Consider the following 25,210-nt stretch of genomic DNA (forward strand, 5'->3'; position numbering starts at 1 on the left):
AGCTGATCGCCCATGCAGCACCCCCATCTCATGTACATGGCAAGCGGTCTAATGGCTCAGATGGCAAACCTGACCAAGCTTAAACCAGCCTTAAAAAATCAACGCATCATAATCAAATTCAACAAAAATAACAATAATAATGAGAATTAGTCTCATTTTAATCTTGATGTGAAGGCATTTTACTAATCGAAAGAGAAAAAACAGGTGATTGAAGTAAAAAATATATGAGGTTTAGGCCGATTCAGAGTCAAGCACTAACCTAAATTCAGGAAATTCAATGCTGCAAATTCTGTTGAAATGCAGTTTACCCACCCGAAAAATGATAATCAGGTGGGTGGTAGGCTATTAAAACTTATGCGTGTAGGTGGTCATGATGCGGTTTTCAACAAAATCTGTCCCAGGATTGTTGCCTGCACCATATTTAATATCGGCACGAATATGTCGCCATTCGAAGCCGAGACCTTTGAGTTTTCCTTCAGGGACGCTGTAATTGATGATGACATTTTTCTCGGTTTCTTTATTGTCCTTGAAACCTTCCCGATAGATTTCACTGCCATTTAAATAGCGTAAAGTCAGTTTTAATCCGGGTATGCCCTGCTCTTTAAAGTCATAACTATATAAAACATGCCAGGTCAATTCTTTGGCTTTGTAAAAGGCCAGCGCAGACCAGCTCTGTAAATAACTTTGCGGGACATAACCATTTAACAGTGGAATATTGTCCTCTCCCATATGTTTTTGCAGACCGGTCAAAATAGTATGTGGCCCATTCTGAACACTGGCTTGCAGCCCAATCGATTGCGTATCGATATCGCCGAAATAGGCGTCACCATCTTCTTTATAGTTAAAATAGCGAGCATCCACTTTTAACTTGCTGTTTTTAATCTGCTCTGTATAGGCCGCATTGATATAGTGTTGTTGATAAATATCTTCCAGTTGTCCAAACCAGTAAGCCCCGGATAAATTCGGCGTGAAATTATAGTCCAGACCTAGAAAATTGAGTCCATCACTTCTTTTTGCCGGATCAGTCGAGTTGCCTAATGTGAATTTTCGATACTCGTCATCATCACGGGCATTCACATGGGTAAAACGGCCCGCAGATACTTTTAAATTCGTAATCTCTTTGCTTTCCAGCATTGCACCGGCATAGGTGGTAACCAGTTGCCGTGAGTCATCAATAAACAGTACCGGTGTTTTAGGAAAAAGCTCCCCCACTTTCAGTTCGGTATTGTGATATTTCAATTTTAGGGTCGCGCCCAATTTTAAGTAATCACGTTCCTGACGGCGTTCATGCTGATCATATTTAAACACGGTATCCAGCCGTTCATCATTATGGTTATTCAAACGCAATGCATATTGAAACCCTAAATCCAGACCGACTTGAAGCGGTGTATCGGTATAGCCTGACTCAAACCGCCCTGATAAGCCTTGTGACCAACTGCCCAGATCTTGATTTGTGCCTTCAAAATCACGTTCGACATAGAAATTTCGTAAATAAATACTCTTTTCACTGTCCTTTAGAAAGTCGGCATAAGCCGCATTGACATTCAGACAGCCAAAAAGCGTATATAACGCCACGCGCTGGGCTTTATACAGCCTATTCGGTATTAACATGGGAAATCCTTTCCTGAGTTTTTAAAATTCTTGTTGCTGTAAATAAAGTTTCACAACTTGCCTAGTCCTGCCGACCTGAGTCCCATTTCTTTTAAATATCCGAAAATTCAAGAAAATATCTTTAGAGAAAGTTCAGGCTGGACTTATTATTTGAATAATTAATGTAATTTTCCATAGATAACGAAGTATATAGTTATACCTTTTAAGTCTGGTTTTAGCTGCTGACCATCGTATCGCATTAAAAAAGCGGTCTTTAGGACCGCTCTGAAAGTCATTAGTTTTTTGACTGGTCTTAATCACCATCCAGTTGTATCGGTATTCCCTCTTCTTCAAATACCTGTTTAATACATTGCAGTATCTGCGGCAGATACGGACTCTGATCCATATTGCGTACCGCCAGTGAAATCGGGGTATAGGCTTCCAAATCCAGAATTGGTATATAGACCAGATTTTTCATGCCAATATCGCTGGCACTCTCAGGAATAAGACAAATGCCCTCACCAGATGACACCAGACCTAAGGCCATATGGATTTCACGTACCTCGACCATATCTTTGGGTACCAGGCCCAAGTCAGTAAAAATTGACTGGATCAAGGTGGAGAAATTCGGTTTTTGTGTGGCGGGATAAGAAAAAATAGGCTCATCAATAATCTGCGACAGGTAAATCCCCTGATCGATAAACCGGGTTAAATGATGATTTTTATGGATGGCTAGTTTGAGTTTTTCTTTACGCAATAAAATCCGTTTTATTGCTGGATCACTAATTCTAAGCCGTCCAAAACCCAAATCAATTTTACCCAGTTTTAACGCTTCAATCTGGTCTTTGGTGCCATGTTCAATCAGTTCGACCTGAATCTCGGGATGATTTTGGCGAAATAAATAAATCACCTGCGGTAATAGCGCATACAGTAAGGAGCTGACATAGCCAATACGGACGATCTTATTGACTGTGCTAATGCGTTTTGCCATGGAAGCCGCTTGGGCGGTATGGGTCAAAATCTGCACCGCGTGCTGATAAAAGAATTGCCCCGCTTCGGTGGTTTTTACTGGACGTGAGCCCCGTTCAAATAACAGGATACCAAGTTCCTCTTCCAGCTTTTGAATCTGGCGACTCAAAGGTGGCTGCGCAATACATAACTTTTCCGCCGCTTTGGTAATGCTCTGTTCCTCGACCACCGTCACGAAATAACGAAGATGTCTTAATTCCATTTAATATACCTTTTAAGTATCTAAAAATACCAAATTCAGCCTAGTTCTAAATATTACATTAATTTAGGGTATGTAAACAGGCAAAGATTGAAGAAATACCAAAGATGTATAAATCCATAGAAACCTTACTTGTCGATATTCCAACCATCCGTCCGCATAAGATGGCGGTTGCAACCATGCAAACCCAAACCCTGGTACTGATTAAAATCACCACAGCAGATGGTTTTACCGGTTGGGGCGAAGCAACGACCATTGGAGGGTTAGGTTATGGGGAAGAAAGTCCTGAAAGTGTCAAAACCAATATTGAGCAATACTTTTCGCCATTGTTAAAAACACTGGACGGTTTTAATGTGGCTCAAACCCTAAAAACCATCCAGCAAAATATTAATGGGAACCGTTTTGCCAAATGCGCCATCCAGACCGCCTTGCTGGATATTCAGGCACAACGTCTGGGCTTGCCGCTCAGTGAAGTTTTGGGTGGACGCTTACGTGATAGCGTGCCTGTGCTGTGGGTACTGGCTTCGGGTAATACCGAAAAAGATATTGCTGAAGCAGAAAAAATGGTGGCACTCAAACGCCATAATATTTTCAAGTTAAAAATCGGTTCACGTCCGGTGGAGCAAGATGTTGAACATGTGCTGGCCATTAAAAAAGCCTTAGGCAAGGACGTTTCAATCCGTGTCGATGTCAATCGTGCCTGGTCTGAACTTAATGCGATTAAAGGGATTCAAATGCTTCAGGATGGCGGTGTTGATCTGATCGAGCAACCGTGTGCAATTCACAATATTGATGCTATGCAGCGCCTCACCCGTAAGTTTGATATTGCCATTATGGCGGATGAATCGTTAACTGGTCCGCAAAGTGCTTATCAACTGGCAAAAACCAATGCGGCCTCAGTGTTTGCAGTCAAAATTGCCCAGTCTGGCGGTCTGATTGAAGCCTGTGATGTTGCCAAAGTTGCCAATCTGGCAGGGATCGACCTATATGGTGGCACCATGCTGGAAGGACCTGTAGGGACGATTGCTTCTGCACATGCATTTTCTACTTTTAGTAATCTTGCAGCAGGAACTGAACTGTTTGGCCCACTGTTACTCACGGAAGAAATTTTAAAAACACCGCTTCAATATGGCAATTTTGAGCTCAAGCTTCCAACAGGGCCTGGCCTCGGCATTGAGCTGGATCAAGACAAAATCGACAACCTGCGTCGTCAATAATTCAAGGAGTTGACATGCTTTTCCACGTACGAATGGATGTAAACATCCCGCTGGATATGCCAGTTGAACAAGCCAATCAAATTAAAGCCGTAGAAAAGGCTTATTCTCAAGATTTACAACGTCAGGGTAAATGGCGTCATATCTGGCGCATCACGGGACAATACTCAAACATCAGTATTTTTGATGTGGATAGCAATGAGGAATTACACAATATTTTGCAGGGATTGCCTTTATATCCCTACATGAATATCGAAGTGATGGCCTTGAACCGTCATCCCTCTGCCATTCGTGAAGATGACAGCTAAACGCGTATAGCAGGCAAAGTGAAAAACCGAATTTGAACAAGGAATGTGGCAAGCCAAGCAAGCAGCAAAAATAGCAAGTCCGCGAGCCACCAAAAATTATCATACTTCAGGAGAATATGTATGAACCGTCAAGAAATCGATGCACTGGTTAAAAAAATGAATGTGGATACCGCCACAGGCGACGTCAATCCACGTGTACAACAAATCGTGGTTCGTCTGCTCGGTGATCTTTTTCAGGCGATTGAAGATCTAGATATTTCACAAAGCGAACTATGGAAAGGTCTGGAATACTTTACTGATGCAGGTCAGGCCAATGAGCTGGGTTTATTGGCAGCAGGTCTAGGGCTTGAACATTATCTGGATTTACGTGCCGATGAAGCCGATGCCAAGGCAGGTATTACCGGTGGTACACCACGCACCATTGAAGGTCCGCTCTATGTTGCAGGTGCGCCTGAATCTGTCGGTTTTGCCCGTATGGATGATGGTTCTGAATCGGATAAAGTCGATACCTTATTCATCGAAGGAACCGTGACTGATCCTGAAGGTAATATTATCGAAGGTGCTAAAGTTGAAGTGTGGCATGCCAACAGCTTAGGCAATTATTCGTTCTTTGATAAATCACAATCAGACTTTAACTTACGCCGTACCATTTTGTCTGATGCCAATGGTCGCTACGTGGCACAAACCACCATGCCTGTCGGTTATGGCTGCCCACCAGAAGGGACCACGCAAGCTGTGCTGAACTTACTCGGCCGTCATGGTAACCGCCCTTCTCATGTGCACTATTTTGTGTCTGCACCGGGTTATCGCAAATTAACCACACAGTTCAATATCGAAGGTGATCAATACCTGTGGGATGACTTCGCATTTGCAACACGTGAAGGCCTCATTGCAACTGCTGTTGATGTAACCGATGAAGCTGAGATCGCTCGTCGTGGCCTCAATAAACCATTTAAACACATTACCTTTAATGTGGAGCTGGTGAAGGAAAAAACAGGCGCGCCAAGTACCGAAGTTGACCGCCGTCGCGTTGGTGCTTAACTTCCCTCAAATTACTGTGAGCTATGAATTAGCTCACAGTTTTTAAATTTCTATACATATCCGTTTATACCGAAACCAGTATGTATAGAAATTTGAAAACATGGATAAAAGGTTGGCCTTATGATTGATAAAAGTACGCTCTCATTGACTGAGTCACTGTCACAGATCAAGGATGGCGCAACCATCATGATTGGTGGCTTTGGCACCGCAGGACAACCCGCTGAACTGATTGATGGATTGATTGAGCTTGGTATCAAGGATCTGGTCATCGTCAATAACAATGCAGGCAATGGCGATTACGGTTTGGCCAAACTGCTTAAAACAGGTGCGGTTCGTAAAATCATCTGTTCTTTCCCGCGTCAGTCCGATTCCTGGGTCTTCGATGAACTGTATCGTGCCGGCAAGATTGAACTGGAATTGGTCCCACAGGGCAATCTGGCCTGTCGTATTCAAGCCGCAGGAATGGGGCTCGGTGCCGTATTTACCCCAACTGGCTTTGGTACTCTTTTGGCAGAAGGTAAAGAAACCCGTCATATCGATGGTAAAGACTACGTGCTTGAGTATCCGATTAAAGCCGACTTTGCCTTAATCAAAGCACACAAAGGCGATCGCTGGGGCAATCTGGTCTATAACAAATCTGCGCGTAACTTCGGCCCGATCATGGCAATGGCCGCAGATGTCACCATTGCGCAGGTGTCTGAACTGGCTGAACTCGGTCAACTTGATCCTGAACATATCATTACCCCCGGGATTTTTGTACAGCATGTGGTCGCTGTCGATGCAGCCAATGGCATAGGAGCAGAACAATGAGCTATCAAAAATTAAGCCGTGACCAGATCGCTGAACGTGTCGCACAAGATATTCCAGATGGTGCTTATGTCAATCTGGGCATCGGTCTGCCAACAAAGATTTCAAACTATCTTCCAGCCGATAAAGATGTATTCCTACATTCGGAAAATGGCCTACTCGCATTCGGTCCACCGCCTGCCAAAGGTGAGGAAGATCCTGAATTGATTAATGCAGGCAAGGAATATGTGACCATGCTGACGGGTGGCAGCTTTTTCCATCATGGTGACTCCTTTGCCATGATGCGTGGCGGACATCTGGATATTGCGGTACTCGGTGCATTCCAGGTGGCGGCCAATGGTGATCTGGCCAACTGGCATACCGGTGCGGCAGATGCCATTCCTGCGGTGGGCGGTGCCATGGACCTCGCTGTCGGTGCCAAGAAAGTATTTATCACTACCGATCACAACACCAAGCAAGGTGAACCGAAGATCGTTGAAGCACTTACTTATCCGGCAACAGGCTTGAAATGTGTCGATCGGATTTATACCGACCTGTGTGTGATTGATGTGACCACAGACGGTTTAAAAGTGATTGAAAAAGTGGATGGTCTGAGCTTTGAAGAGTTACAGGCGTTGACGGGTGCGAAACTGATTGATGCGACGCAAGGATAATGTTTACACAGCCAATAATTACGGGTTAAAGCAAAGGCTTTTTGTATAGGCATTGCCTTACTTTTTAAGGATAAAAAGTAACAAAAATCCTTTGTTAGACTGATGGTATATCCATATACCACAGTCTAACAGGCGGCATCCATGCCGCCATCGCGAAATGCTTATGGGAAAGCCTCAGATCGAGATTTTCACATATTCGAAGATAAATTGAGAGTTGCTATCGTGATTGGCGACAGGGATGTCGCCCCGTTACTCAGCACAACAAGGAAGTTGTGTCTGAGTAACAAAGGTTTTTGGTCACTTTTTTAAAAAAGTGACGAGAACTAGCTGTGGGTATTGGATTAAGCACCTTAAGACTCCGTCGTGACTAACTCTTATGAATGAAAGCGACGAATACCATCACTGCCGATAAATGAAAGTGATTTTCGAAAACCGTTTGTATAGGCAATACCTTACTTTTGAAAGGTCAAAAGTAACAAAAACCTTTGTAGGACTGATGGTATATCCATATACCACAGTCCAACGGGCGGCATCCATGCCGCCGCCGCGAGATACCTACGGAGAATGGCTGAAAGGCCTGAAGTAAAGGACAAGATTTAAAATGAAAAACGCGTATATCATCGATGCCATCCGTACCCCATTTGGTCGTTATGCAGGCGGTCTTGCACCTGTCCGTGCCGACGATCTGGGAGCAGTTCCAATCCAAGCACTCATGCAACGTAACCCAACTGTGGATTGGCAACAGGTCGATGATGTCATCTATGGCTGTGCCAATCAGGCGGGTGAAGACAACCGTAATGTCGGACGTATGTCAGCACTATTAGCAGGTGTACCGTATCAGGTGCCTGCTACTACAGTGAACCGTTTGTGTGGTTCATCACTGGATGCGATTGCCATGGCTGCCCGTGCGATTAAAGCCAATGAAGCCGACCTGATTATTGCTGGTGGCGTAGAAAGCATGAGCCGTGCCCCTTATGTGATGGGCAAATCAGACAGTGCTTTTGGCCGTAGTCAAAAGATTGAAGACACCACCATGGGATGGCGTTTTATCAATCCAAAGCTCAAAGAGCTGTATGGCGTTGATACTATGCCGCAAACCGCAGAAAACGTGGCGGAACAGTTCAATATCAACCGTGCCGATCAGGACCAGTTTGCATTAAACAGCCAACAACGTACTGCAACTGCACAAGCCAAAGGCTTCTTCAGTAATGAAATCATCCCGGTGACGATTCCACAGCGTAAAGGTGATGCCATTGTGGTGGATCGTGATGAGCATCCACGTGCGTCAACCACATTGCAAGCCTTAACCAAACTCAAAGGTGTAGTCAAAGCTGAAGGTACCGTGACGGCAGGTAATGCCTCTGGAATTAATGACGGTGCGGCGGCTGTATTGATTGCTTCAGACGACGCAGTGGAAAAATATCAGCTCAAACCACGCGCCAAAATTATTGCTGCGACTACGGTTGGGGTTGAACCACGGATTATGGGCTTTGCGCCTGCACCTGCGATCAAGAAACTGCTAAAACAGGCCAATCTCACGTTAGAACAGATGGATGTGATTGAACTGAATGAAGCTTTTGCGGCACAGGCTTTGGCGGTCACCCGTGATTTAGGTTTGGCAGATGATGATGCACGGGTTAATCCGAATGGCGGTGCAATTGCCTTGGGTCATCCACTCGGTGCCTCTGGTGCGCGTCTGGTGACCACGGCCCTAAACCAGCTTGAACAGATCAGGGGGCAGTATGCCTTGTGTTCAATGTGTATTGGTGTCGGTCAAGGGATTGCCTTGATTATTCAACGTATTGATTAAAATAAAGGAATAGTACATGTCAGTTTTTCAGTCTGCCGATGCGCAAATTCACTATCAAACCTTTGGCGATCCCAACGCCCCTGCACTGGTGTTTTCCAACTCTTTGGGGACCAACTACGGGATGTGGCAACAGCAATTCAATTATTTTAAACAACGCTTTTATGTAATCTGTTATGACACTCGTGGACATGGATCCTCTTCTACCCCAGCAGGTCCATATACCTTGCAACAACTGGGTGAAGATGTCATCCGCCTGCTCGACCATTTAAAAATAGAAAAAGCCAGTTTTTGCGGGATTTCCATGGGTGGGATCACTGGCCAATGGCTGGCAATTCATTATCCAAAACGATTTAGCCACGTGGTGATTGCCAATACTGCAGCAAAAATTGGACAGGAACAGGCCTGGCTAGATCGGGCCCAATTGGTTCGAAAGCAAGGTTTAGGTCCTATCGCCACCACAGCAGCTTCTCGCTGGTTTACAGATCCCTTTATCCAAAGTCATCCTGCCATTGTCAATAATCTATGTAACGACTTAAGTGCTGGCAGCGCAGATGGTTATGCCAATTGTTGTGAGGCTTTGGCTAAAGCGGATGTCCGAAATCAACTCAAAGACATCCATCTCCCTGTTTTGATCATTGCCGGAACCCAAGACCCCGTTACTACCGTCGCAGATGGACAGTTTATGCAACAGCAGATTGCGGATGCCCAACTGGTACAAATCAGTGCCTCACATATTTCCAATATTGAACAGGCCGATGCATTTAATCAGGCAGTATTCAGCTTTATAACCCCTACCGAATTGAAATCAAGCGCTGCTTCATAAGCAGCGCTTGATCGTAGAACTAAAAACACGCACCGCCTGAATAAGCTTTGTCAAAGACAATATATTTATTTAAATCAATGGTTAGCCATTATTTTTTGACCAATATGTCTTGGGTCTCTGCATAAGGATCATGCAATGCATAATAACAATTTACAAAATAAAACGGTTTCAGCATCCTTATTATCTTCTGCAAATAGGCAACGGGCTTGGCTTATTACCGCCCTGCTGGTGCTGTTTCAGATGATTAATTTCGCGGATAAAGCTGTTTTAGCGCTTGTTGCCGAGCCCGTCATGGCTGAGTTGGGACTCAGTGCAACTCAATTTGGTTTTATCGGCAGTGCCTTTTTCTTCTTATTTGCAATCTCAGGAATTGCGGTGGGCTTTCTCGCAGGAAAAGTTCAAACCCGCTGGCTACTGTTGATCATGGGCGCAAGTTGGGCACTATTACAGTTCCCTATGCTCTTCGGTGGGGGTTTAACCACCTTATTGATTACTCGGATTGTACTCGGTGCAGCAGAAGGTCCTGCTTCTTCCATATCTTTGACGCATGTCCAAGGTTGGTTCGAACCCAGTGCCCGTGGTTTCCCAAGCAGTCTGGTCGCTTCAGGAACCATGCTTGGCCCCATTATTGCAGCACCTATTTTAGCTTATATCATTGCACATCCGGATTGGGGCTGGCGTTGGGCCTTTGGCTTTCTCGGTATTGTCGGCATCATCTGGAGTCTTTTATGGCGTTGTATCTGTAAAGAAGGACCTTATAGTCATTTTCATCAAGCCCCAAATTTAGCAGCTTCCTCTATTACTGAAACCAAAAAAGCTGAGACTAGTCGCCAAAGCATTATAGATTTTGTAGATCAATTAAAACCTGTCCCGATTTTCAACGTGTTTTTTTCTCAAATGTTTATTGCTGCCTTGCTTGCTGGCTTGGGCTGCTTCTGGTCTTTAGGTTTTTTAACCACTTGGGCGGTTAAATATATTGCATCGACCCATCAATTCGCACCTGAAATGATTGCTTTTATTTCAAGCTTTCCGTGGATTTTAGGCGCCATTACCTTGGCACTTGCTGGCTATATTTCAAAGGTACTTCTACAAAAAGGCCAAAGTGTTCATGTCGCGTTTGGGATTGTTTTTGGCTTACTGCTGTTATGTTCAGGTGGTGCCTTTTATATGCTTCCGTTCTCAACGGGAAATCTTAATCTTATCCTGATTACGGTAGCAGCCGGATTTTCGATGTGCTTTCCGCTGGCGACCATGACGGTCAGTTATAGTGTATGCCCGCAGCAACGTGCCGCAGTTATGGCAACACTGGTGGCCACTGCATCTATAGGCGGAATCATTTCCCCAACCATGGTCGGCTATTTGATGGATCAGGCAGGCTATATCAATCCGGTCAAAGGTGCTCCTCTTAGTCCACAGATGATAGAAAATTTAATCATGGGGATGAATCAGGGTTTTAGCGCTATAGGTGTTTATCTGATTGTGGTGGGAATCCTCAATATGGTCTTTCTCAACCCGGATCGGCTGGCTAAAAAATTAATGCGCTAATCATTGTTTTATCCGTAAATCATCTGAGTCAGCTCAACAGACCTAAATGTTTTTTGTTTTGAGTTTTCATATCGATCTTTCAATCAACTGATAAAAGCCTTGTCTTATAAAGTATAAAGATATACCCATAAGGTAATGGAAAATTACATAGATAAATCATCATAATTTTATTTAATGAACAAGGCATGTTCATGGGTATATCTCGTCAGCTTCCAGCAGAAGATTGACTCGACATTACATTTAAACAATAGCAACAATAAGGATCGTTAAAATTGATCACACATCCCCCCTTTTATAAACCGACTGTGCTGAAAAATGGAATCATGGCACTAGGTTGCGCCTTTTTCATCGGCTGTCACTCATCTTCAAATTCAGACGTGACACCGCCCAAAAATTTAATCACCATCAAACGAGATAACTTTGGTACTCCTCATATTTATGCCAAAGATAGCTTTGGCCTGTTTTACGGCTATGGCTATGCGGTTGCAACCGATCGTTTATTCCAGATGGAGATGTCGAAGCGCACAGGTTTAGGTACTGTGGCTGAAGTATTGGGTCCCGACTATCTGCAATATGATATCGCCACGCATAGTCGCTTTAATCCAGAAAATACCAGACAACAAATTGCACAACTCTCCCCTGAAGACCGTGCAATTTTTGAGGGCTATGCAGCAGGTTTTAATCAACGGGTCAAAGAAGTATTAGCCAATCCAGCACTCATGCCCAAAGAATTTGTTGATTATGATTTTAAACCCTCCCTCTGGGCATCAGAAGATATCGCCATGGTTTGGGTCGGCCTCATCCTCAACCGCTTTTTTTCAGCAAGTTCTGAAGTTGCAAATCTAGATTTACTCACCCAACTGCAAAAAGAAAAAGGGCAAGCTGAGGGCCTTAAAGTCTATCAACAATTACGTTGGTTAGATGACCCCCAAGCGCCAACCATTATTCAGTCCGAACAAGCCCCACAGTTTTCAGCACGGCAGCAAACTATCTCGAAAAAGGTGTTACCGATTTCCAGTCATGCGGCCGAAACATATTTAGCCCAAGCCCGTATTGCCATGGGAAAAAGCGTGATTGATGGTGTTCCAACAGCCAGCAATGCCTGGGTAGTGAAGGCAGATAAAACCATTGAAGGCCAGACTGTTTTATATAATGGTCCACAACAAGGCTGGTATACCCCTGCGATCACCTATGCAATTGGACTACACGGCGCTGGCTATGACTTAACCGGAATTACCCCTGTGGGTTTACCGGCAATTTTATTTGGTACCAATGGCAAAATCGCATGGGGCTCGACCGTCGGTTCACTGGATACTAATGATGTTTACCAACTCACTTTAAATCCAAGCAATTCAAAAGAATATTTATACAAAGGCGCTTATATTCCATTTGAGCACAAACAAGTAAAAATAAAAGTGAGAAATCAGGCCGACCATATTTTAGATGTTTATCAAAGTAAACAGGGTTTCGTCAGTACATGGGATGAAAAAAATCACACCGCCTATGCTCAAAAACGGAGTTGGGAAGGTGTAGAAATTGAAAGCTTATTAGGCTGGGCCAATGCAGCCAAAGCCAGCAACTGGAATGAGTTTCTTGCCCAAGCCAAACGTGTTGCAGCTTCAATCACCTGGTTCTATGCCGATACCCAAAATAATATCGGAGTGGCTGCTTTAGGCCGTTTACCGATCCGTCCTGAAAACCAGCATATTCAGCTTCCTGCACTTGGCGATGGTTCAATGGAATGGCAGGGTTTCTACGATTTCTCACATAACCCTAAACAATATAATCCCAAAAAAGGTTATATCAGTAGCTGGAATAATAAAGCCTTTGCAGGGTTACGTTCCGATTCCTCAAATTTCTCTTATGTTGATCGTGTCAATGAATTGATTGAACCTTTGGAAAGCAAACCCAAGTTAAGCCAGCAAGAGATTTGGGACATCAATAAAACAGGTGCCTGGTCGGATCTGAATGCACGCTATTTTATTCCCTCTATGATTAAGGCTGCACAAAGCGAAAAAGCCTCGGCCCAAGCGAAAAAAGTCGCACCACTGTTGGCAGAATGGGATCTAAAATTACGCCCAGATCGTGAAGCAAAATATTATCAGGGTGCAGCACCAGCGATTATGCGTGCATGGCTGAATCAGATGATTATCTTGGTATTAAAACCGAACTTGTCTGAAAATATTTATCAGCGTTATACCGATACGCTTTATCCGGTCAATCATGATCCGCGTAGTGCCCAGCCAGCCAGTGCTTCAAAATTAATCTGGAATGCACTGCAAGGAAAACAGGCCAGTGTTCCCCAGAAGGTTGATTTGTTAAAAGGACAAACAGCAGATGATGTGGTGTTAAAAGCCTTAGAAACTGCACTGACTGAACTTTCAAAACAGTATCATTCGACTGACCCGAATGACTGGAACATTCCAGTGGCAACCATGGCCTTTTCCAGCAAAAATTCGGTCGGTATTCCATGGGCGGATGCTTCACATGAACAACAACTCAGCACCTATGGCAATACGGGAAGTGCGACCTTTAGAGTGGTGTTAAATCCAAATCAGGTCAGCATGTGTTCAATTTTGGCCCCGGGTCAAAGTGGCTTTATCCATCAAAATGGAAAACTGGATGCTCACTTTGCAGATCAACTGCCTTTATTTGAAAATTATAAATGTAAAGAGGATGCGGTGAGTCAAAAGCAAATCGATCAAGCAACCCAGCAAACTATCACGTTAAATTATTAGTTTTTAGTTCAACTGATCTTAAAAACGAGGTTTGTTATTTAATGACAAACCTCGTTTTCAGTTAATAGCGAATCATCACCGATTTTAATTCGGTGTAATCTTCAATAAATGCATCTGAAAATTCTCGACCAATTCCCGAAGCTTTCACCCCGCCAAATGGAACGGAAGGATCCAAGAACGTATGCATATTGACCCATAGAGTTCCTGCTTCAATTTTAGGAATTAACCGCAAAGCTTTAGATAAGTCATTGGTCCAGATACTTGCGGTTAAGCCAAAACGCGACTGATTCATCAACTGAATAAGCTCTTCCTCAGTTTCGAATGGCATTACACCAACCACTGGGCCAAAGGTTTCTTCTGAAAATAAAGGATCAGCGGTATTTTTGAAGGAAATTAAAGTCGGCTGTACAAAATATCCGGTCTGGTCTAAAGCTTCACCACCCGCAATAATCTGGTCATTGGCTTTTGCCATATCTAAATAATGTTTTACTTTATGAAAATGTGGCTGGTTAGCAAGTGGGCCAAACATACTCCCCTCATCCATCGCCGATCCAATTTTTAAACTAGAAAGTGCTTTAGAGAGTTTCTCGACCAGTTCATCATGTTTTGTACGGTGGACAAAAAAACGCTCTGGGGATGCACAAACCTGACCTTGATGTACAAAAGTTGCTTGCAACAAAGTCGGTAAAATCTCATCAATATTTGCATCAGCCAAGATGGCTATCGCATTTTTACCACCCAACTCCAGACTGACACGGGTTAAATCACTACTCATCGCAAGTTTACCAATCGCAATACCTGTTGGGACTGAACCTGTAAATGAGACTTTCTTAACCAGTGGCGATTCAATTAAATATTGTCCTGTATCACCCTTACCTGTCACCACATTAATCACACCAGCCGGAATACCGGCCTCGATGGCAAGTTCAGCTAAACGTAATAAAGATAAGCTGGCAAACTCACTTGGTTTAAGCACAATGGTACAACCTGTGGTTAATGCTGAGCCTATTTTCCACACACCAATCATCAGTGAAAAATTCCAGGGCACAATTCCTGCAACCACACCAATCGGTTGTCTTAAAGTAAAGGCCGTATATTGTTCACCTTGCATAGACGGGATAGAGGGCTGCATGGTTTGACCATTGATTTTGGTGGCCCACCCAGCAAAATATCTTAAGAAAATAACAGATTGTGCGACCTCAAGATGACGAGAAATATTGATAAGTTTTCCGCTAGATAACGACTCGAGCTGTGCAAGTTCTTCACCATATTGCTCAATTAAATCGGCGAGCTTGTTCAATTTAACCCCACGTTCATATGGTGTCGTTTCAGCCCAAGCATTATGAAAAGCATGTTCAGCACTTTCGACCGCATTTGCGACATCGTGTTGACTGCCTATACTAATTTGGGCAATCACTTGTTCAGTCGATGGATTCACAATATCCACTTTATCTAAATGCTCAGCAGCAACTGATTTTCCATCAATAAAATGTCCATGTTGACGTGCCATAAATTGCTGTACGCTTGCTAAAACCTGAACTTCACTCATGTTCTTTTCCTCTTTTCATTTCTAAAATTTTGTTATGACAGCAACTAGGCGACCTGATTCAAAATAAAGTCTGCACCGCGCTCACCAATCATGATGGCAATCGCGTTGGTATTACCGCTAGGAACTTGTGGACAAATCGAACAGTCAACGACACGTAAATTTTTAAAACCATGAACTTTAAGGCTCTGATCTGTGACCGAATCTTGCGGAGCATTGCCCATTTTGCAGCTACCTGCGGGGTGATAAACCGTTTTAATGTTCTGGCGCATCCAAGTATCAATCCCTTCAATATCATCAGGATCGAGATTTTCAGGCTCAATCACTTCTTTGACAATCGCTTTCAATGCGGGCTGTTGTAATAGGCGAAGTCCGGCCTGTACCGCACGGATATTGGCATCAATATCTTCTTGATGACCTAAATAATTAGGGTCAATGACAGGTAAATCTTTTGGATCTTTACTGCTTAAACGTAAAGTCCCACGTGCTTTTGGCTGTATATGTCCGACTTTAATAGTGAGGCCATGTGCCTGAGCAACTGCTTTTTCACCTGGGGTATTATCGAAATTATCCAGTACAGGTAAAAAATGAAATTGGACATCAGGTCGACCGTTGTTGTTGGTGTCAATAAAACCACCACCCTCTAAAATATTGGTGGTTAACAATCCTGAACGGGTAAAACACCACTGTAAAAAGTGTCGTACTGCGGTTAAACCTTGGTCTTCACCGAGCAGACTATTATGGGTTGTTACTGTCGCATTAACCGACATATGCAAATGGTCGTGAAAATTTTCACCCACAGGTAAGTCACGAACACATTCGATTCCAAGTTCATCCAAGTGCTGTTTTGGACCAATTCCCGAAAGTAATAAAACCTTAGGACTGCCAATAGCACCAGCACTCAGAATGACTTCTTTTTGAGCCTGTACCGTAATCGGTGATTTTCCGCCAATACTATAAGTCACCCCAGTCACCTGATCCCCTTGAGTTTCAATTTTATGAACTAAAGCATCCGTAATAACCGTAAGGTCTGGGTGGTTTTCGACTGACTTTAAATAAGTTTTTGAGGTACTGGCCCGAGAACCGTTTTGAGTAGTCGTTTGATAAAACCCTACACCCGCCTGATCCCAGCCATTAATATCATTGACGTAATTCATCCCCATTTGTTGACCTGCTTTAATACAAGCAAGCGTCAATGGATGGCGATAGCGGTTTTCACTGACAGGTAAAATGCCATCTTGTCCATGATATTCATCAGCAAGACTTTCATTTTTTTCTGCTTTCTTAAAAAAAGGCAGCACATGTTGATAAGACCAATGATTGCATCCCCATTCCGAGGCCCATAAATCATAATCCTGACGTTGACCTCGGCAATAGATCATGCCATTGACCGAGCTTCCACCTCCCAACACTTTTCCTTGTGCAAGGATCATTTCACGATGATTACAATATTTCTGCGGAACAGTCATGTATTGCCATGATTTTTGCTGGAATACCTTAACCACTGTCGCAGGGATGGTATGGAATAGACTGCTATCTTTTTCTCCCGCTTCTAATACCAGTACCGAGCCTGCATTGGCTTGTAATAAACGTGTTGCAACCACACAACCTGCCGAGCCTGCACCAATCACGATGTAGTCATATTGTTTAGTCATCTGATTTCATCCTCAACTTATTTCTATCAATGTACCGTCAATACATATGATCTGCTTCAATCTTATTTAATAGATGTATTGCAAGATCAACTGCGCATACACATTGGTTTTGTCATCGTAGTTTTGAGTGCCGCTATTATGAATATCGTGTTTCGGTTTATAGAGGCCGATTAAAGGAATAACATTGAATTTTTGATTGACCGACCAAACCGAAAACACATCCAGCTCATGCCCATCGACATTGCCTAAAGACTTATTTACGGTTTGAAACTTATAGGCCAAAGCACCCAGCATAAAATTTTCTTTTAGATTCATACTGTAAGAAACTTGGTGAATATCTGCATTTTTATTAAATGGACCAGCATAGTTTCCAGCAACTTCTCCCTGAAACCATGTTCCAAATCCAACCGTATTGCCGTAAAACATGGGGTCGTACTGATCCGAAAAATGGCTAAAACGGTAGCCTAGCGACGGCGTATATTTTGTAGATAAGAAGTTATAGTTTAGCCCCAGATAGCCTGCATTTTCCGTGCTGTCCTGTTTATCCTGAACCACCCATTCAGACTTCAGTTGCAGTTCAGGCAAGACTTGATAATTCAAGCGTAAGGCATAATTCTTAAGATCCTGACGTCCTGAAATGTGTTCGGCATCATCAAGGTCCAAGACATCTAAATAAGTAAAACCAATGCCTTTATCTTTGAGTTGATAGATCAGATCCGTCACAAACAGTTCAGGTGAAAATTGTGCTTTATTGTCCGATTTTAAATAAGCCAGCTTTAGCGTTATATCTTGTTGCGGTTTGTACTGAAGCAAACTGGTAAAATCAAAGCTTCGACGGGCTGCCAGATAATAGGCCCCACCTCGATCCAGTGCCCCATCCGCAGGCACTTTACCGAGGTTTAATGCATCACCTGCAATAAAAAAACCATCACCAATCATGATATTTTGTCGACCGATACTTAAATCATAGGTCGTTAACTCATCTTTATGGGTACCATCTTTAAAGCCAATCACCCATTCATTTACATCGGTTTTACGCTCTTTACCATTACTATTTTGGCCTGCGTCACCATCCCCAAAGGTTGCCGAGCTAATCCCGCTCAAGCTTGCATAGAGCTGGTTGTTATTAAATGTATATTGTCCTTTAGCACCATATTTAAGATGGCCTTCTTGCCAATTGATTCGTTCATCCTCTAGATTTTCACCGTTATAGCTTTTAGCACTGCTAAAAGCACCGAAAGTTGCCTCAAAAATCGGTTTAATTTCAAGCTCACTTGCATGCACAGTTGAAAAAAATGAGACAAAGAGAGTCCCTCTCATAACTTGAGAAAATAAATTTTTCATACAAAATTCCTTTTTTGTCAGCGGACTGCTGGACACTCAGCTCGGGGTAACCTCAAATTACCCTTTCTAGCTGATCTGCACTTTTAGTGATGGTCGTGCTGCGTATTTTGCTCTTCTTCACCCAAATTCAATGTCGGGGTACTATCAAAGAAATTCCACGGTTTGATCAAGGTATAAACCCACTCTGTCGGCATGATCGGCCATTCTTCAGCGCGCGCCACATGGGTGGTGCCTGTCGTCATCCAGACCACGAGGTCTTTGTTTTCAATATTGTCATTGTTGCTAATGAATTGGCCTAAACCTGTGTCATGAGTCGAACGATTCGAATATTTACCCTCAGGATAACGTTCCTCAGGCTTATATTGCGTTACCCAAATCTGCTTATCCATAAAGTTGAGGCGTTTGAATAGCCATTCATCTGGGGCAAAATTGGCACCCTTCGCCACGGGATGTGTTCCACCAGCAAAAGGAATCAATTGATAGGAAACCGGATTGCCTAATTTATTTTCCTTGTTGAAATTCGTGAGTAAACGAATGGTAGACGGATCAAATTTTTCAGCCGCATTTTGCTCATTGCTAATCACTTTACTGTCAATTTGCATCGTACTTGTACGCACACCGCCTCGATCATTGGCCTTTACCACAGGATCCATATGCATAAAGCTGTTGTTTTCCCCATCTACATCCATATCTAAGCGGAAGTTATAGATGTGTTGATGGGTTGTTCCAACGATATTATGGTCAATCAGAGTGCCATATTTGGTATCTTCTTTGGCGGTACTGTCATGCATGGTACGGGCTTTAACACCTTTAACCGCTTCAATTCCTGTCGCACCCGCATTGATTCCAATTACACCATTTTGGGCAAAGACCCAGTCAAACATATAATCGTAATTACCCACCGTACTAATCCAGCGTACCACGAGTTCACGGCGCGCTTCGCTGGCATCCTGATCACCAAAAATTTCCTGATGTTTATATTCAGGCCCTGCATAGCGCTCAAAAATAGCGATGGCATTTGGAATCACTTGTGGCTGGCCTTTATAGTCAGCAATGACCGCATCTAGTAAAACTGCATTTTCTGGTGCATCAGTCCCCAGTTGAATGGCTGATGTGAGTGTTCCCATCCCATACTCGCCTGAGTCTAGATAAGATTTAAAGTACCATCCCATATCTGGGTCACCATAAGGAACCACCATCCCGCCCAGATTACCTTCATACATGACCTTGCGTTTTACACCTTTATCTTTATAGGTCACGGTTGAAAGTTGCAGACCCACACGAGAGTCTAGTGCGACATGGAAACACCAGTTGCCCCAATGTACGGTTTGTCCGGTAATGGTAAAGTTCTTGCCTTCGGGTTCACTGATGTTCAATGGCTTAATCTTTGGCGGTCTGGTATTTTTAGTCGCATAAGGACGATCTACCATTGGCACAGGAATCATTGCCCCTTCTTCGATTTTAATAATTTTTTCTTTATCCAGATCCACCACAGCGACCAGATTTTCAATCGGGTGCGCCCAATAGTTACCGTCGCCCGTATCCAGATAAGACACCACTTTTAAAACATTCAGCTGTTTATCCAAGCCATCTTTACCGCCAAAATAGCCAACGGTTAATGGATTGGTAATCACTTTCTTGACATCGGTGATGCCACGTTTACGTAAAGCCTCCTGATATTCTTTGCTGGCCTCAATCACACGCTGAACCGTCTCAAAGTTATCCAATAACACCATACCGTGCGTATCTTTAAGGACATTCCATTTCGTGACTTGCTGTGTATTCAGATTCACTTCACCTTCAATCGCCTGATTGCCTTTCAATAAAATGAACGACGCCACACGGTCATCTTTATATTCTTTATGATTGATAAAGAAATCCCAGACTTTAGCCTTTTCTGGCTCTTTCAGTTTTAACTCGGCAAAACGCATATTTTTATAGGCGTACTTTGAGCGATTAATCACATCAAAAGTCTTTTTGATTTCATCTGTATTGAGGCTATTCAGTGGATGAAAGGTATTTTCAATTTTAAAAGTTTGATCTAAACCTGACTGGAACACTTCATTGAAAAAGTCTTTCCCAATAACGGGTTTGCCATCTTTAATGAGTAACGGGACACTCAGTTTTAATGGTTTTCCATTCACCAAGACCTGATCTGAATTAGGTTTGGCTCTGACCTGCATGGAACCTTTGGTGATGGTATAGCTATTGGTAAAATCATCTTTAACGACTTTGGCGCCCTGCTCACTCATATTTTGATAAAGCGGTACCATTTCAGCATGCCCACCATGCGCATAAGCCTGCGTAGTTAAGCCCCAACAGCTCGCAGCGATGGATAGGTTAAGTGCCAGTATTTTTTGTATATCTTTAAATAACTGTTGTTTAAGCATCATCTTCATCCTTTTCTGTCTATCCCTGAACGATCTTTTAAGGATCGTTAAAATGCACTTTCCGATGTGTGAAACAGGTAAGATCAATCTACGATTTTGGTTTTCTTCGATCGTTCGAACCTTCTCTTATTGATTTAATTTCAACACAGTTGCACCGGTCTAGCTTGTTCAGGAATGACCTAGAACTTGTCTAAAAATGACATCAAAAATGCTTAAGCCAACATCGTTTCTCTAAATTCTTTCGGAGAGATGCCGTAGGTTTTTTTAAAGATTTTGGAGAAATGCGCGCCATCCCAAAAGCCCCATTTCAAGGCAAGTTGGGTAATCGAACTTTGTTTATTTCTTTTATCCAGCAGATCTGTTTTGACTCTTTCCAAACGTTTGAGCTGTATATATTTGTTAATCGATAGGTTTTCCTGCACAAATAATCGATAAAGATGCCGTAGCGAGACCCCAATATGTGCGGCAATGAGCTTGGGAGAAAGATCGGGTTTGGCTAAGTTTTCTATAATATAGCGCTCCGCTTTTTCTAAAAGATTATCGACATGATTCATATTTTTATAATTAATGGTCGGCTTGATTAGGGCAATCAGCGCATCTTCAAAGGCATTGCCATCCTCAGTCGCATACCAGAGATTAATATTTTCAGGCGACATATTTTTCAGAATATTCTTGAGTAAAAATCCGCTCATATTTTGGGTAATGAGTTTGCCAAAATATTCCGAACTAATCCCCTCATTCAGTAACTTTTCCCGCGACAAATGCACCGAAATTTGACTGACCAAACCCTGGGGAAACATCGAAATGGTTTCAACGGGATCAAGTAAAACGATATCGCCTTCATTCAGGGTTAAGGTTTCATTTTTATACTCGAGCAGCATTTTGCCCGAATTCTGCAAAATCAAAAAACAGAAGCGATTATTGACCCGATCGATTTCATCCGCCTTTCGGACAATTTTATTGGCGTTATTTTTAATGAAGGCAATCTCGGTATCGCCTAATAAAAAACATTGCACCTCACCAATGAATAAATTACGGGTACCATCAAAATCCGTTTCAAAATTACCACACACATTTTTAATATGATGCGTCCAGCTTAACAGTGCATCACTTACATATTGGTTCATCCGCTCACGTCCTTGTTGCTACGGTATTCACACTTTAAATTTTTCTGTCAAATATACGTCCTTGCACATTCTTTTTATTGATTGCTTAGAGAGTTGATATAAGAAAGCTGATAAATCAGTTCAACTTATCAGCCTCATCCTGCTTATGCTACACCAGCAAAGTCTCTTAACATGGTAATAAAAATATCTTTTTGCTCATCTGAATATTTTTCAAACACCTCATTTTGATGGCTATCTGCAATATCAAATAGATAGTGTGCAGTTTTTTTGCCTTTTTCGGTCAGTTTAAAAAATCCGTCGCTCTCAATCAACAAACCATCTTTTTGCAAAATCGATGCAGCCTGCTCCACTTCTCGCATCGGCATGGCAATATCACGTGGCAGATCTGCCTTATTCGACGCAGTCCCGCTACCCAGCACCAATAATAAACGTGCTTCGCTGGTGCGGAAGCCAGTTACCAGTTGCTTGGGAATATAATCGGTCTGATAAAACTTGAATGCACGGCTCATCAGATAGCAAACATTGCTATATAAATGGCCCTGATGCATTTCACCAATGTCTTCAGCTTCAACCGTCTCTTTTAACTGGAGTAACGGATGAGGAATCACACCCGAGTAAGCGCCTTGATGATAAACCAGTGGACTACGTCCTTCATCACGGAAACGCACCACTTTGCCAATAATAATCCAGTGATCACCACCTTCAATAATGTCATGACGCTCACATTCAAACACCGCAGAACAGTGATCCAGAATCGGAGCCTGACCTGCCCCAGTCTGATAACTGGTGCCTTCATATTTATCGATATTACGACGTGAAAATTTATTGGATAACTCGATCTGCGAGCCCGATAAAATATTCACTGCAAAATGTGAAGCCTGTTCAAATACAGGGAAGCTGGACGAGTTCTTATCAATACTCCATAAAATTAGCGCCGGATCTAAAGACACTGAATTAAAACTATTAGCCGTCACCCCTACCTTTTCACCCTGATCATTTTGCGCGGTCATAATGGTGACACCTGTGGCAAAATTCCCCAAAGCACGTCTGAATCGCATTGGATCTATTGTGATTTCATCCATTGATTTTAGTGAATTCATTATTCTCTCCTGAATCTTTTATCCTGTTTCTGGCCGATATTTACTACCGATTTATCCTGATTAAATCGCTTAAATATCCAGTACCAATCGTGCTGACTTAGAACGTGAACAGCACACCAATATCTGCTCATTACTGGCTTTTTCTTCATCGGTAAAATACACGTCACGATGATCAGGTTCACCTTCGATCACATCGCACATACAGGTACCGCAAACGCCTTGTTCACATGACATTTCAATCTCGATGCCTTCACGCGCCAACGCCTGCAAAATGGTTTCTTCTGCATTGACCATAATGATCTTGCCACTTTGTTGCGCCACGACTTCAAATGCATCGCCACCTGTTTCAACTTCAACCTGAAAATATTCCTTATGGATTTGCTGTTCGGGAAAATTCTGCATCAGGGCTAAATTGATCACCCAATCCATAAATCCATTCGGGCCACAGGTATAGATATGGCTATCTTTATCAATGTCTTGAATGGCGGATTGGAAAAACTCACGGTGGCTGGCCCCTTCCGATTTAAAATGAAAGGTCGTAAACGGTGCCAGGATGCCATGTTTAATTTCATCGACAAAAGCACAGCGTTCAGGGCTTGCACCACAGTAATGCAATTCAAAAGAAGTGCCTTCCTGTGCCAATTGATAGGCCATAGTAATCAGGGGAGTAATCCCGATACCGCCACCGATCAGTACCGCATGTTTGGATTTCACTAAAGGAAACAGGTTTTTCGGTTCACTGACCTGAATCTGCATGCCATCCTTTAAATCATCAAAGGCCGACACTGAACCACCACGTGATTCTGGATCACGTAGAATGCCGAGTCGGAACTTACCGACATCATTCGGGTTTTGGCATAATGAGTACTGACGCACCATGCCATTCGGGAGGTGCACATCAATATGCGCTCCTGCTTCAATTTTGGGTAATAGGCTCGAATTTGCAGATTCAAACTCCATGACTGCAACATTCCCACCTTCGACATGACGGTTTTTTACCACCACGTTATACAGTTTCGTCATGATTTCTCTCCCTGATATGCATCTCGCCCAAGGCTTAACGCATAAATAATCCACCGTTAATATCCCATGTCGCCCCAGTCACGAAGGCTGCACTTGGACTGGCCAATAAAGCACAAGTCTCGGCAATAAACGCCATGCTGCCGAGTGCCTTGACCGGGATATTCTGGATGAACTGTTCCATTTTTTCGTCAGAGACCACGCTATGCACAATCGGTGATTCCATCGGTCCAGGCGCAATCGCATTCACCGTCACCCCTTTGGCTGCAAACTCTTTGGCAAAGATTTTGGTCAGGGTGATAATGGCACCTTTGGTGGCTGCATAATGCGCACCAGTGGCCGTACCGCCATTTTGTCCAGCCAGAGATGCCATATTGACGATACGACCATAACCTTGCGCTGCCATATATTTGCCGATGATCTGGCAAGACTGGAACGTGCCACGCTGATTCACTTGCGTGATCATGTCAAAATCCGCCGCGCTAATGTCTAAAACAGGCGTTGCTTTGGTCATGGTGGCATTGTTGATTAACACATCCAGTTTTGAGAATGTCTGCTGAATCCACTGCACGGCAGCATGAAAATCGGCTTCAACCGAGATATCCAGTTTCAGCGGGAACAGATTCTCTGCATGTGGACTACGCGCTTTGGCTTGCTCTGCTTTCTCTAAAGTACTGGCAGACAGGATCACCTGATGCCCTTGCGCTGCAAAATATTCGGCAATGACATTCCCTAAACCTGAAGCGGCACCTGTGACTAAAACAACCTGTTTCATTTTTTGCTCCTAGAGAATGTAACTGATACCCGCCAAGCTATCGGTCGAGTTCACTAAATTGATAATTTTACGATTGATCTTAAAGCCTTGTTCCGCATCACGAACCAGATGGAAAGTCACGTCAGCGCTATAATGTTTCAGATTTTCTTTGCGGAACTCACGCAAGTTTTGTGCGCAACGTAAGACAATTTCGCCATCTTCATCTTTGAGAATACGAACGCGTGACACACTACGTACCGTATTGGCTTTTGGCGAAGCTGAAATCGCCTCACCATTTTCCAGACGGGCAACGCGTAATTTACGCATGTGATGATCGTCATAGGCATAGTTCAGATTATTTTCATAATCAGTCAGTTTGGGATCAATCGGAATGATATACACGCCTTTTTCATTCCACAGGTCCAGCCAAGTATCATGTTCAGAATGGTCCAGCATATCGGCTTCGGCCCAGACAAATGCAGTCACTTCATTGAGTAAATTTAGATCGATTTTCATG

20 protein-coding genes are annotated in these 25,210 nt (G+C 43.2%); 9 read left to right on the forward strand and 11 right to left on the reverse strand.

Going from position 1 to position 25,210, the window contains the following annotated elements; genetic code table 11:
- Nucleotides 1–345: 345 nt before the first annotated feature.
- On the reverse strand, nt 346–1,611 hold the full coding sequence (locus ACNQO6_RS02375; protein ID WP_440207980.1) for an OprD family outer membrane porin: 1,266 nt from the start codon (nt 1,609–1,611) through the stop codon (nt 346–348).
- 292 nt (nt 1,612–1,903) lie between these two features.
- A complete protein-coding gene (catM, locus tag ACNQO6_RS02380; RefSeq protein WP_199974977.1) occupies nt 1,904–2,821 on the reverse strand; it encodes a cis,cis-muconate-binding transcription regulator CatM in 918 nt (305 codons plus the stop codon).
- 104 nt (nt 2,822–2,925) lie between these two features.
- Between catM and ACNQO6_RS02385 the strand changes: the two genes are divergently transcribed.
- The 9 genes from ACNQO6_RS02385 to ACNQO6_RS02425 all read left to right on the forward strand — a co-directional run bounded on the left by ACNQO6_RS02385 (nt 2,926) and on the right by ACNQO6_RS02425 (nt 13,757).
- The gene (locus ACNQO6_RS02385; RefSeq protein ID WP_440207981.1) at nt 2,926–4,035 is read left to right on the forward strand and encodes a muconate/chloromuconate family cycloisomerase; all 1,110 of its coding nucleotides are present in this window, start codon (nt 2,926–2,928) and stop codon (nt 4,033–4,035) included.
- Between the two features lie 14 nt (nt 4,036–4,049).
- On the forward strand, nt 4,050–4,340 hold the full coding sequence (catC, locus tag ACNQO6_RS02390) for a muconolactone Delta-isomerase (protein ID WP_005238932.1): 291 nt from the start codon (nt 4,050–4,052) through the stop codon (nt 4,338–4,340).
- Nucleotides 4,341–4,460: 120 nt separating this feature from the next.
- Nucleotides 4,461–5,381 carry a catechol 1,2-dioxygenase gene (catA, locus tag ACNQO6_RS02395; RefSeq protein WP_005238934.1) on the forward strand — a complete coding sequence of 307 codons (921 nt, stop codon included), beginning with the start codon at nt 4,461–4,463 and terminating at the stop codon, nt 5,379–5,381.
- A 120-nt stretch (nt 5,382–5,501) separates the two neighbouring features.
- The gene (locus ACNQO6_RS02400) at nt 5,502–6,191 is read left to right on the forward strand and encodes a 3-oxoacid CoA-transferase subunit A (protein ID WP_440207982.1); all 690 of its coding nucleotides are present in this window, start codon (nt 5,502–5,504) and stop codon (nt 6,189–6,191) included.
- On the forward strand, nt 6,188–6,841 hold the full coding sequence (locus ACNQO6_RS02405; RefSeq protein WP_440207983.1) for a 3-oxoacid CoA-transferase subunit B: 654 nt from the start codon (nt 6,188–6,190) through the stop codon (nt 6,839–6,841). The genes ACNQO6_RS02400 and ACNQO6_RS02405 overlap by 4 nt, the downstream gene beginning before the upstream one ends.
- Nucleotides 6,842–7,442: 601 nt before the next feature.
- Nucleotides 7,443–8,651, forward strand: a complete 1,209-nt coding sequence (pcaF, locus tag ACNQO6_RS02410) for a 3-oxoadipyl-CoA thiolase (protein ID WP_440207984.1) — start codon at nt 7,443–7,445, stop codon at nt 8,649–8,651.
- Between the two features lie 16 nt (nt 8,652–8,667).
- Complete coding sequence (pcaD, locus tag ACNQO6_RS02415) at nt 8,668–9,474, forward strand: 3-oxoadipate enol-lactonase (RefSeq protein WP_440207985.1); 807 nt, start codon at nt 8,668–8,670, stop codon at nt 9,472–9,474.
- 135 nt (nt 9,475–9,609) lie between these two features.
- Nucleotides 9,610–11,019, forward strand: a complete 1,410-nt coding sequence (locus tag ACNQO6_RS02420) for an MFS transporter (protein ID WP_440207986.1) — start codon at nt 9,610–9,612, stop codon at nt 11,017–11,019.
- Between the two features lie 323 nt (nt 11,020–11,342).
- Nucleotides 11,343–13,757 (forward strand): penicillin acylase family protein, encoded by a 2,415-nt coding sequence (locus ACNQO6_RS02425; RefSeq protein ID WP_440207987.1) that lies wholly within the window; start codon nt 11,343–11,345, stop codon nt 13,755–13,757.
- Between the two features lie 61 nt (nt 13,758–13,818).
- On the opposite strand, the gene ACNQO6_RS02430 is transcribed toward ACNQO6_RS02425, so the two are convergent.
- The 9 genes from ACNQO6_RS02430 to ACNQO6_RS02470 form a co-directional block, all read right to left on the reverse strand.
- Nucleotides 13,819–15,306, reverse strand: a complete 1,488-nt coding sequence (locus ACNQO6_RS02430; protein ID WP_440207988.1) for an NAD-dependent phenylacetaldehyde dehydrogenase — start codon at nt 15,304–15,306, stop codon at nt 13,819–13,821.
- 44 nt (nt 15,307–15,350) lie between these two features.
- Nucleotides 15,351–16,958 (reverse strand): GMC family oxidoreductase, encoded by a 1,608-nt coding sequence (locus ACNQO6_RS02435; protein ID WP_440207989.1) that lies wholly within the window; start codon nt 16,956–16,958, stop codon nt 15,351–15,353.
- Between the two features lie 66 nt (nt 16,959–17,024).
- Nucleotides 17,025–18,242 (reverse strand): hypothetical protein, encoded by a 1,218-nt coding sequence (locus ACNQO6_RS02440; RefSeq protein WP_440208070.1) that lies wholly within the window; start codon nt 18,240–18,242, stop codon nt 17,025–17,027.
- Between the two features lie 143 nt (nt 18,243–18,385).
- Nucleotides 18,386–20,701 (reverse strand): primary-amine oxidase, encoded by a 2,316-nt coding sequence (gene tynA / locus ACNQO6_RS02445; RefSeq protein WP_440207990.1) that lies wholly within the window; start codon nt 20,699–20,701, stop codon nt 18,386–18,388.
- A gap of 203 nt (nt 20,702–20,904) precedes the next feature.
- Nucleotides 20,905–21,819, reverse strand: a complete 915-nt coding sequence (gene feaR / locus ACNQO6_RS02450; RefSeq protein ID WP_440207991.1) for a transcriptional regulator FeaR — start codon at nt 21,817–21,819, stop codon at nt 20,905–20,907.
- A gap of 143 nt (nt 21,820–21,962) precedes the next feature.
- Nucleotides 21,963–22,922, reverse strand: coding sequence for a p-hydroxyphenylacetate 3-hydroxylase reductase component (locus ACNQO6_RS02455; RefSeq protein ID WP_440208071.1), 960 nt, complete (start codon nt 22,920–22,922; stop codon nt 21,963–21,965).
- Nucleotides 22,923–22,988: 66 nt separating this feature from the next.
- Nucleotides 22,989–23,942: a PDR/VanB family oxidoreductase gene (locus tag ACNQO6_RS02460; protein ID WP_440207992.1), complete on the reverse strand. Its 954-nt coding sequence runs from the start codon at nt 23,940–23,942 to the stop codon at nt 22,989–22,991.
- A gap of 34 nt (nt 23,943–23,976) precedes the next feature.
- Nucleotides 23,977–24,714, reverse strand: coding sequence for an SDR family NAD(P)-dependent oxidoreductase (locus ACNQO6_RS02465; RefSeq protein ID WP_032867720.1), 738 nt, complete (start codon nt 24,712–24,714; stop codon nt 23,977–23,979).
- 9 nt (nt 24,715–24,723) lie between these two features.
- The gene (locus tag ACNQO6_RS02470) at nt 24,724–25,209 is read right to left on the reverse strand and encodes an aromatic-ring-hydroxylating dioxygenase subunit beta (RefSeq protein WP_440207993.1); all 486 of its coding nucleotides are present in this window, start codon (nt 25,207–25,209) and stop codon (nt 24,724–24,726) included.
- Between the last annotated feature and the right edge of the window lies 1 nt (nt 25,210).

Origin of the sequence: Acinetobacter calcoaceticus, from assembly GCF_051947995.1 — a bacterium.
Classification (GTDB): Bacteria; Pseudomonadota; Gammaproteobacteria; order Pseudomonadales; family Moraxellaceae; genus Acinetobacter.

Bases quoted from the DNA above. Each gene is read 5' to 3' on its own strand.
- ACNQO6_RS02375 (WP_440207980.1), bottom strand. From the start codon at position 1,611: ATGTTAATACCGAATAGGCTGTATAAAGCCCAGCGCGTGGCGTTATAT.
- catM (WP_199974977.1), bottom strand. From the start codon at position 2,821: ATGGAATTAAGACATCTTCGTTATTTCGTGACGGTGGTCGAGGAACAG.
- ACNQO6_RS02385 (WP_440207981.1), top strand. From the start codon at position 2,926: ATGTATAAATCCATAGAAACCTTACTTGTCGATATTCCAACCATCCGT.
- catC (WP_005238932.1), top strand. From the start codon at position 4,050: ATGCTTTTCCACGTACGAATGGATGTAAACATCCCGCTGGATATGCCA.
- catA (WP_005238934.1), top strand. From the start codon at position 4,461: ATGAACCGTCAAGAAATCGATGCACTGGTTAAAAAAATGAATGTGGAT.
- ACNQO6_RS02400 (WP_440207982.1), top strand. From the start codon at position 5,502: ATGATTGATAAAAGTACGCTCTCATTGACTGAGTCACTGTCACAGATC.
- ACNQO6_RS02405 (WP_440207983.1), top strand. From the start codon at position 6,188: ATGAGCTATCAAAAATTAAGCCGTGACCAGATCGCTGAACGTGTCGCA.
- pcaF (WP_440207984.1), top strand. From the start codon at position 7,443: ATGAAAAACGCGTATATCATCGATGCCATCCGTACCCCATTTGGTCGT.
- pcaD (WP_440207985.1), top strand. From the start codon at position 8,668: ATGTCAGTTTTTCAGTCTGCCGATGCGCAAATTCACTATCAAACCTTT.
- ACNQO6_RS02420 (WP_440207986.1), top strand. From the start codon at position 9,610: ATGCATAATAACAATTTACAAAATAAAACGGTTTCAGCATCCTTATTA.
- ACNQO6_RS02425 (WP_440207987.1), top strand. From the start codon at position 11,343: ATGGCACTAGGTTGCGCCTTTTTCATCGGCTGTCACTCATCTTCAAAT.
- ACNQO6_RS02430 (WP_440207988.1), bottom strand. From the start codon at position 15,306: ATGAGTGAAGTTCAGGTTTTAGCAAGCGTACAGCAATTTATGGCACGT.
- ACNQO6_RS02435 (WP_440207989.1), bottom strand. From the start codon at position 16,958: ATGACTAAACAATATGACTACATCGTGATTGGTGCAGGCTCGGCAGGT.
- tynA (WP_440207990.1), bottom strand. From the start codon at position 20,701: ATGAAGATGATGCTTAAACAACAGTTATTTAAAGATATACAAAAAATA.
- feaR (WP_440207991.1), bottom strand. From the start codon at position 21,819: ATGAACCAATATGTAAGTGATGCACTGTTAAGCTGGACGCATCATATT.
- ACNQO6_RS02460 (WP_440207992.1), bottom strand. From the start codon at position 23,942: ATGACGAAACTGTATAACGTGGTGGTAAAAAACCGTCATGTCGAAGGT.
- ACNQO6_RS02465 (WP_032867720.1), bottom strand. From the start codon at position 24,714: ATGAAACAGGTTGTTTTAGTCACAGGTGCCGCTTCAGGTTTAGGGAAT.
- ACNQO6_RS02470 (WP_440207993.1), bottom strand. From the start codon at position 25,209: ATGAAAATCGATCTAAATTTACTCAATGAAGTGACTGCATTTGTCTGG.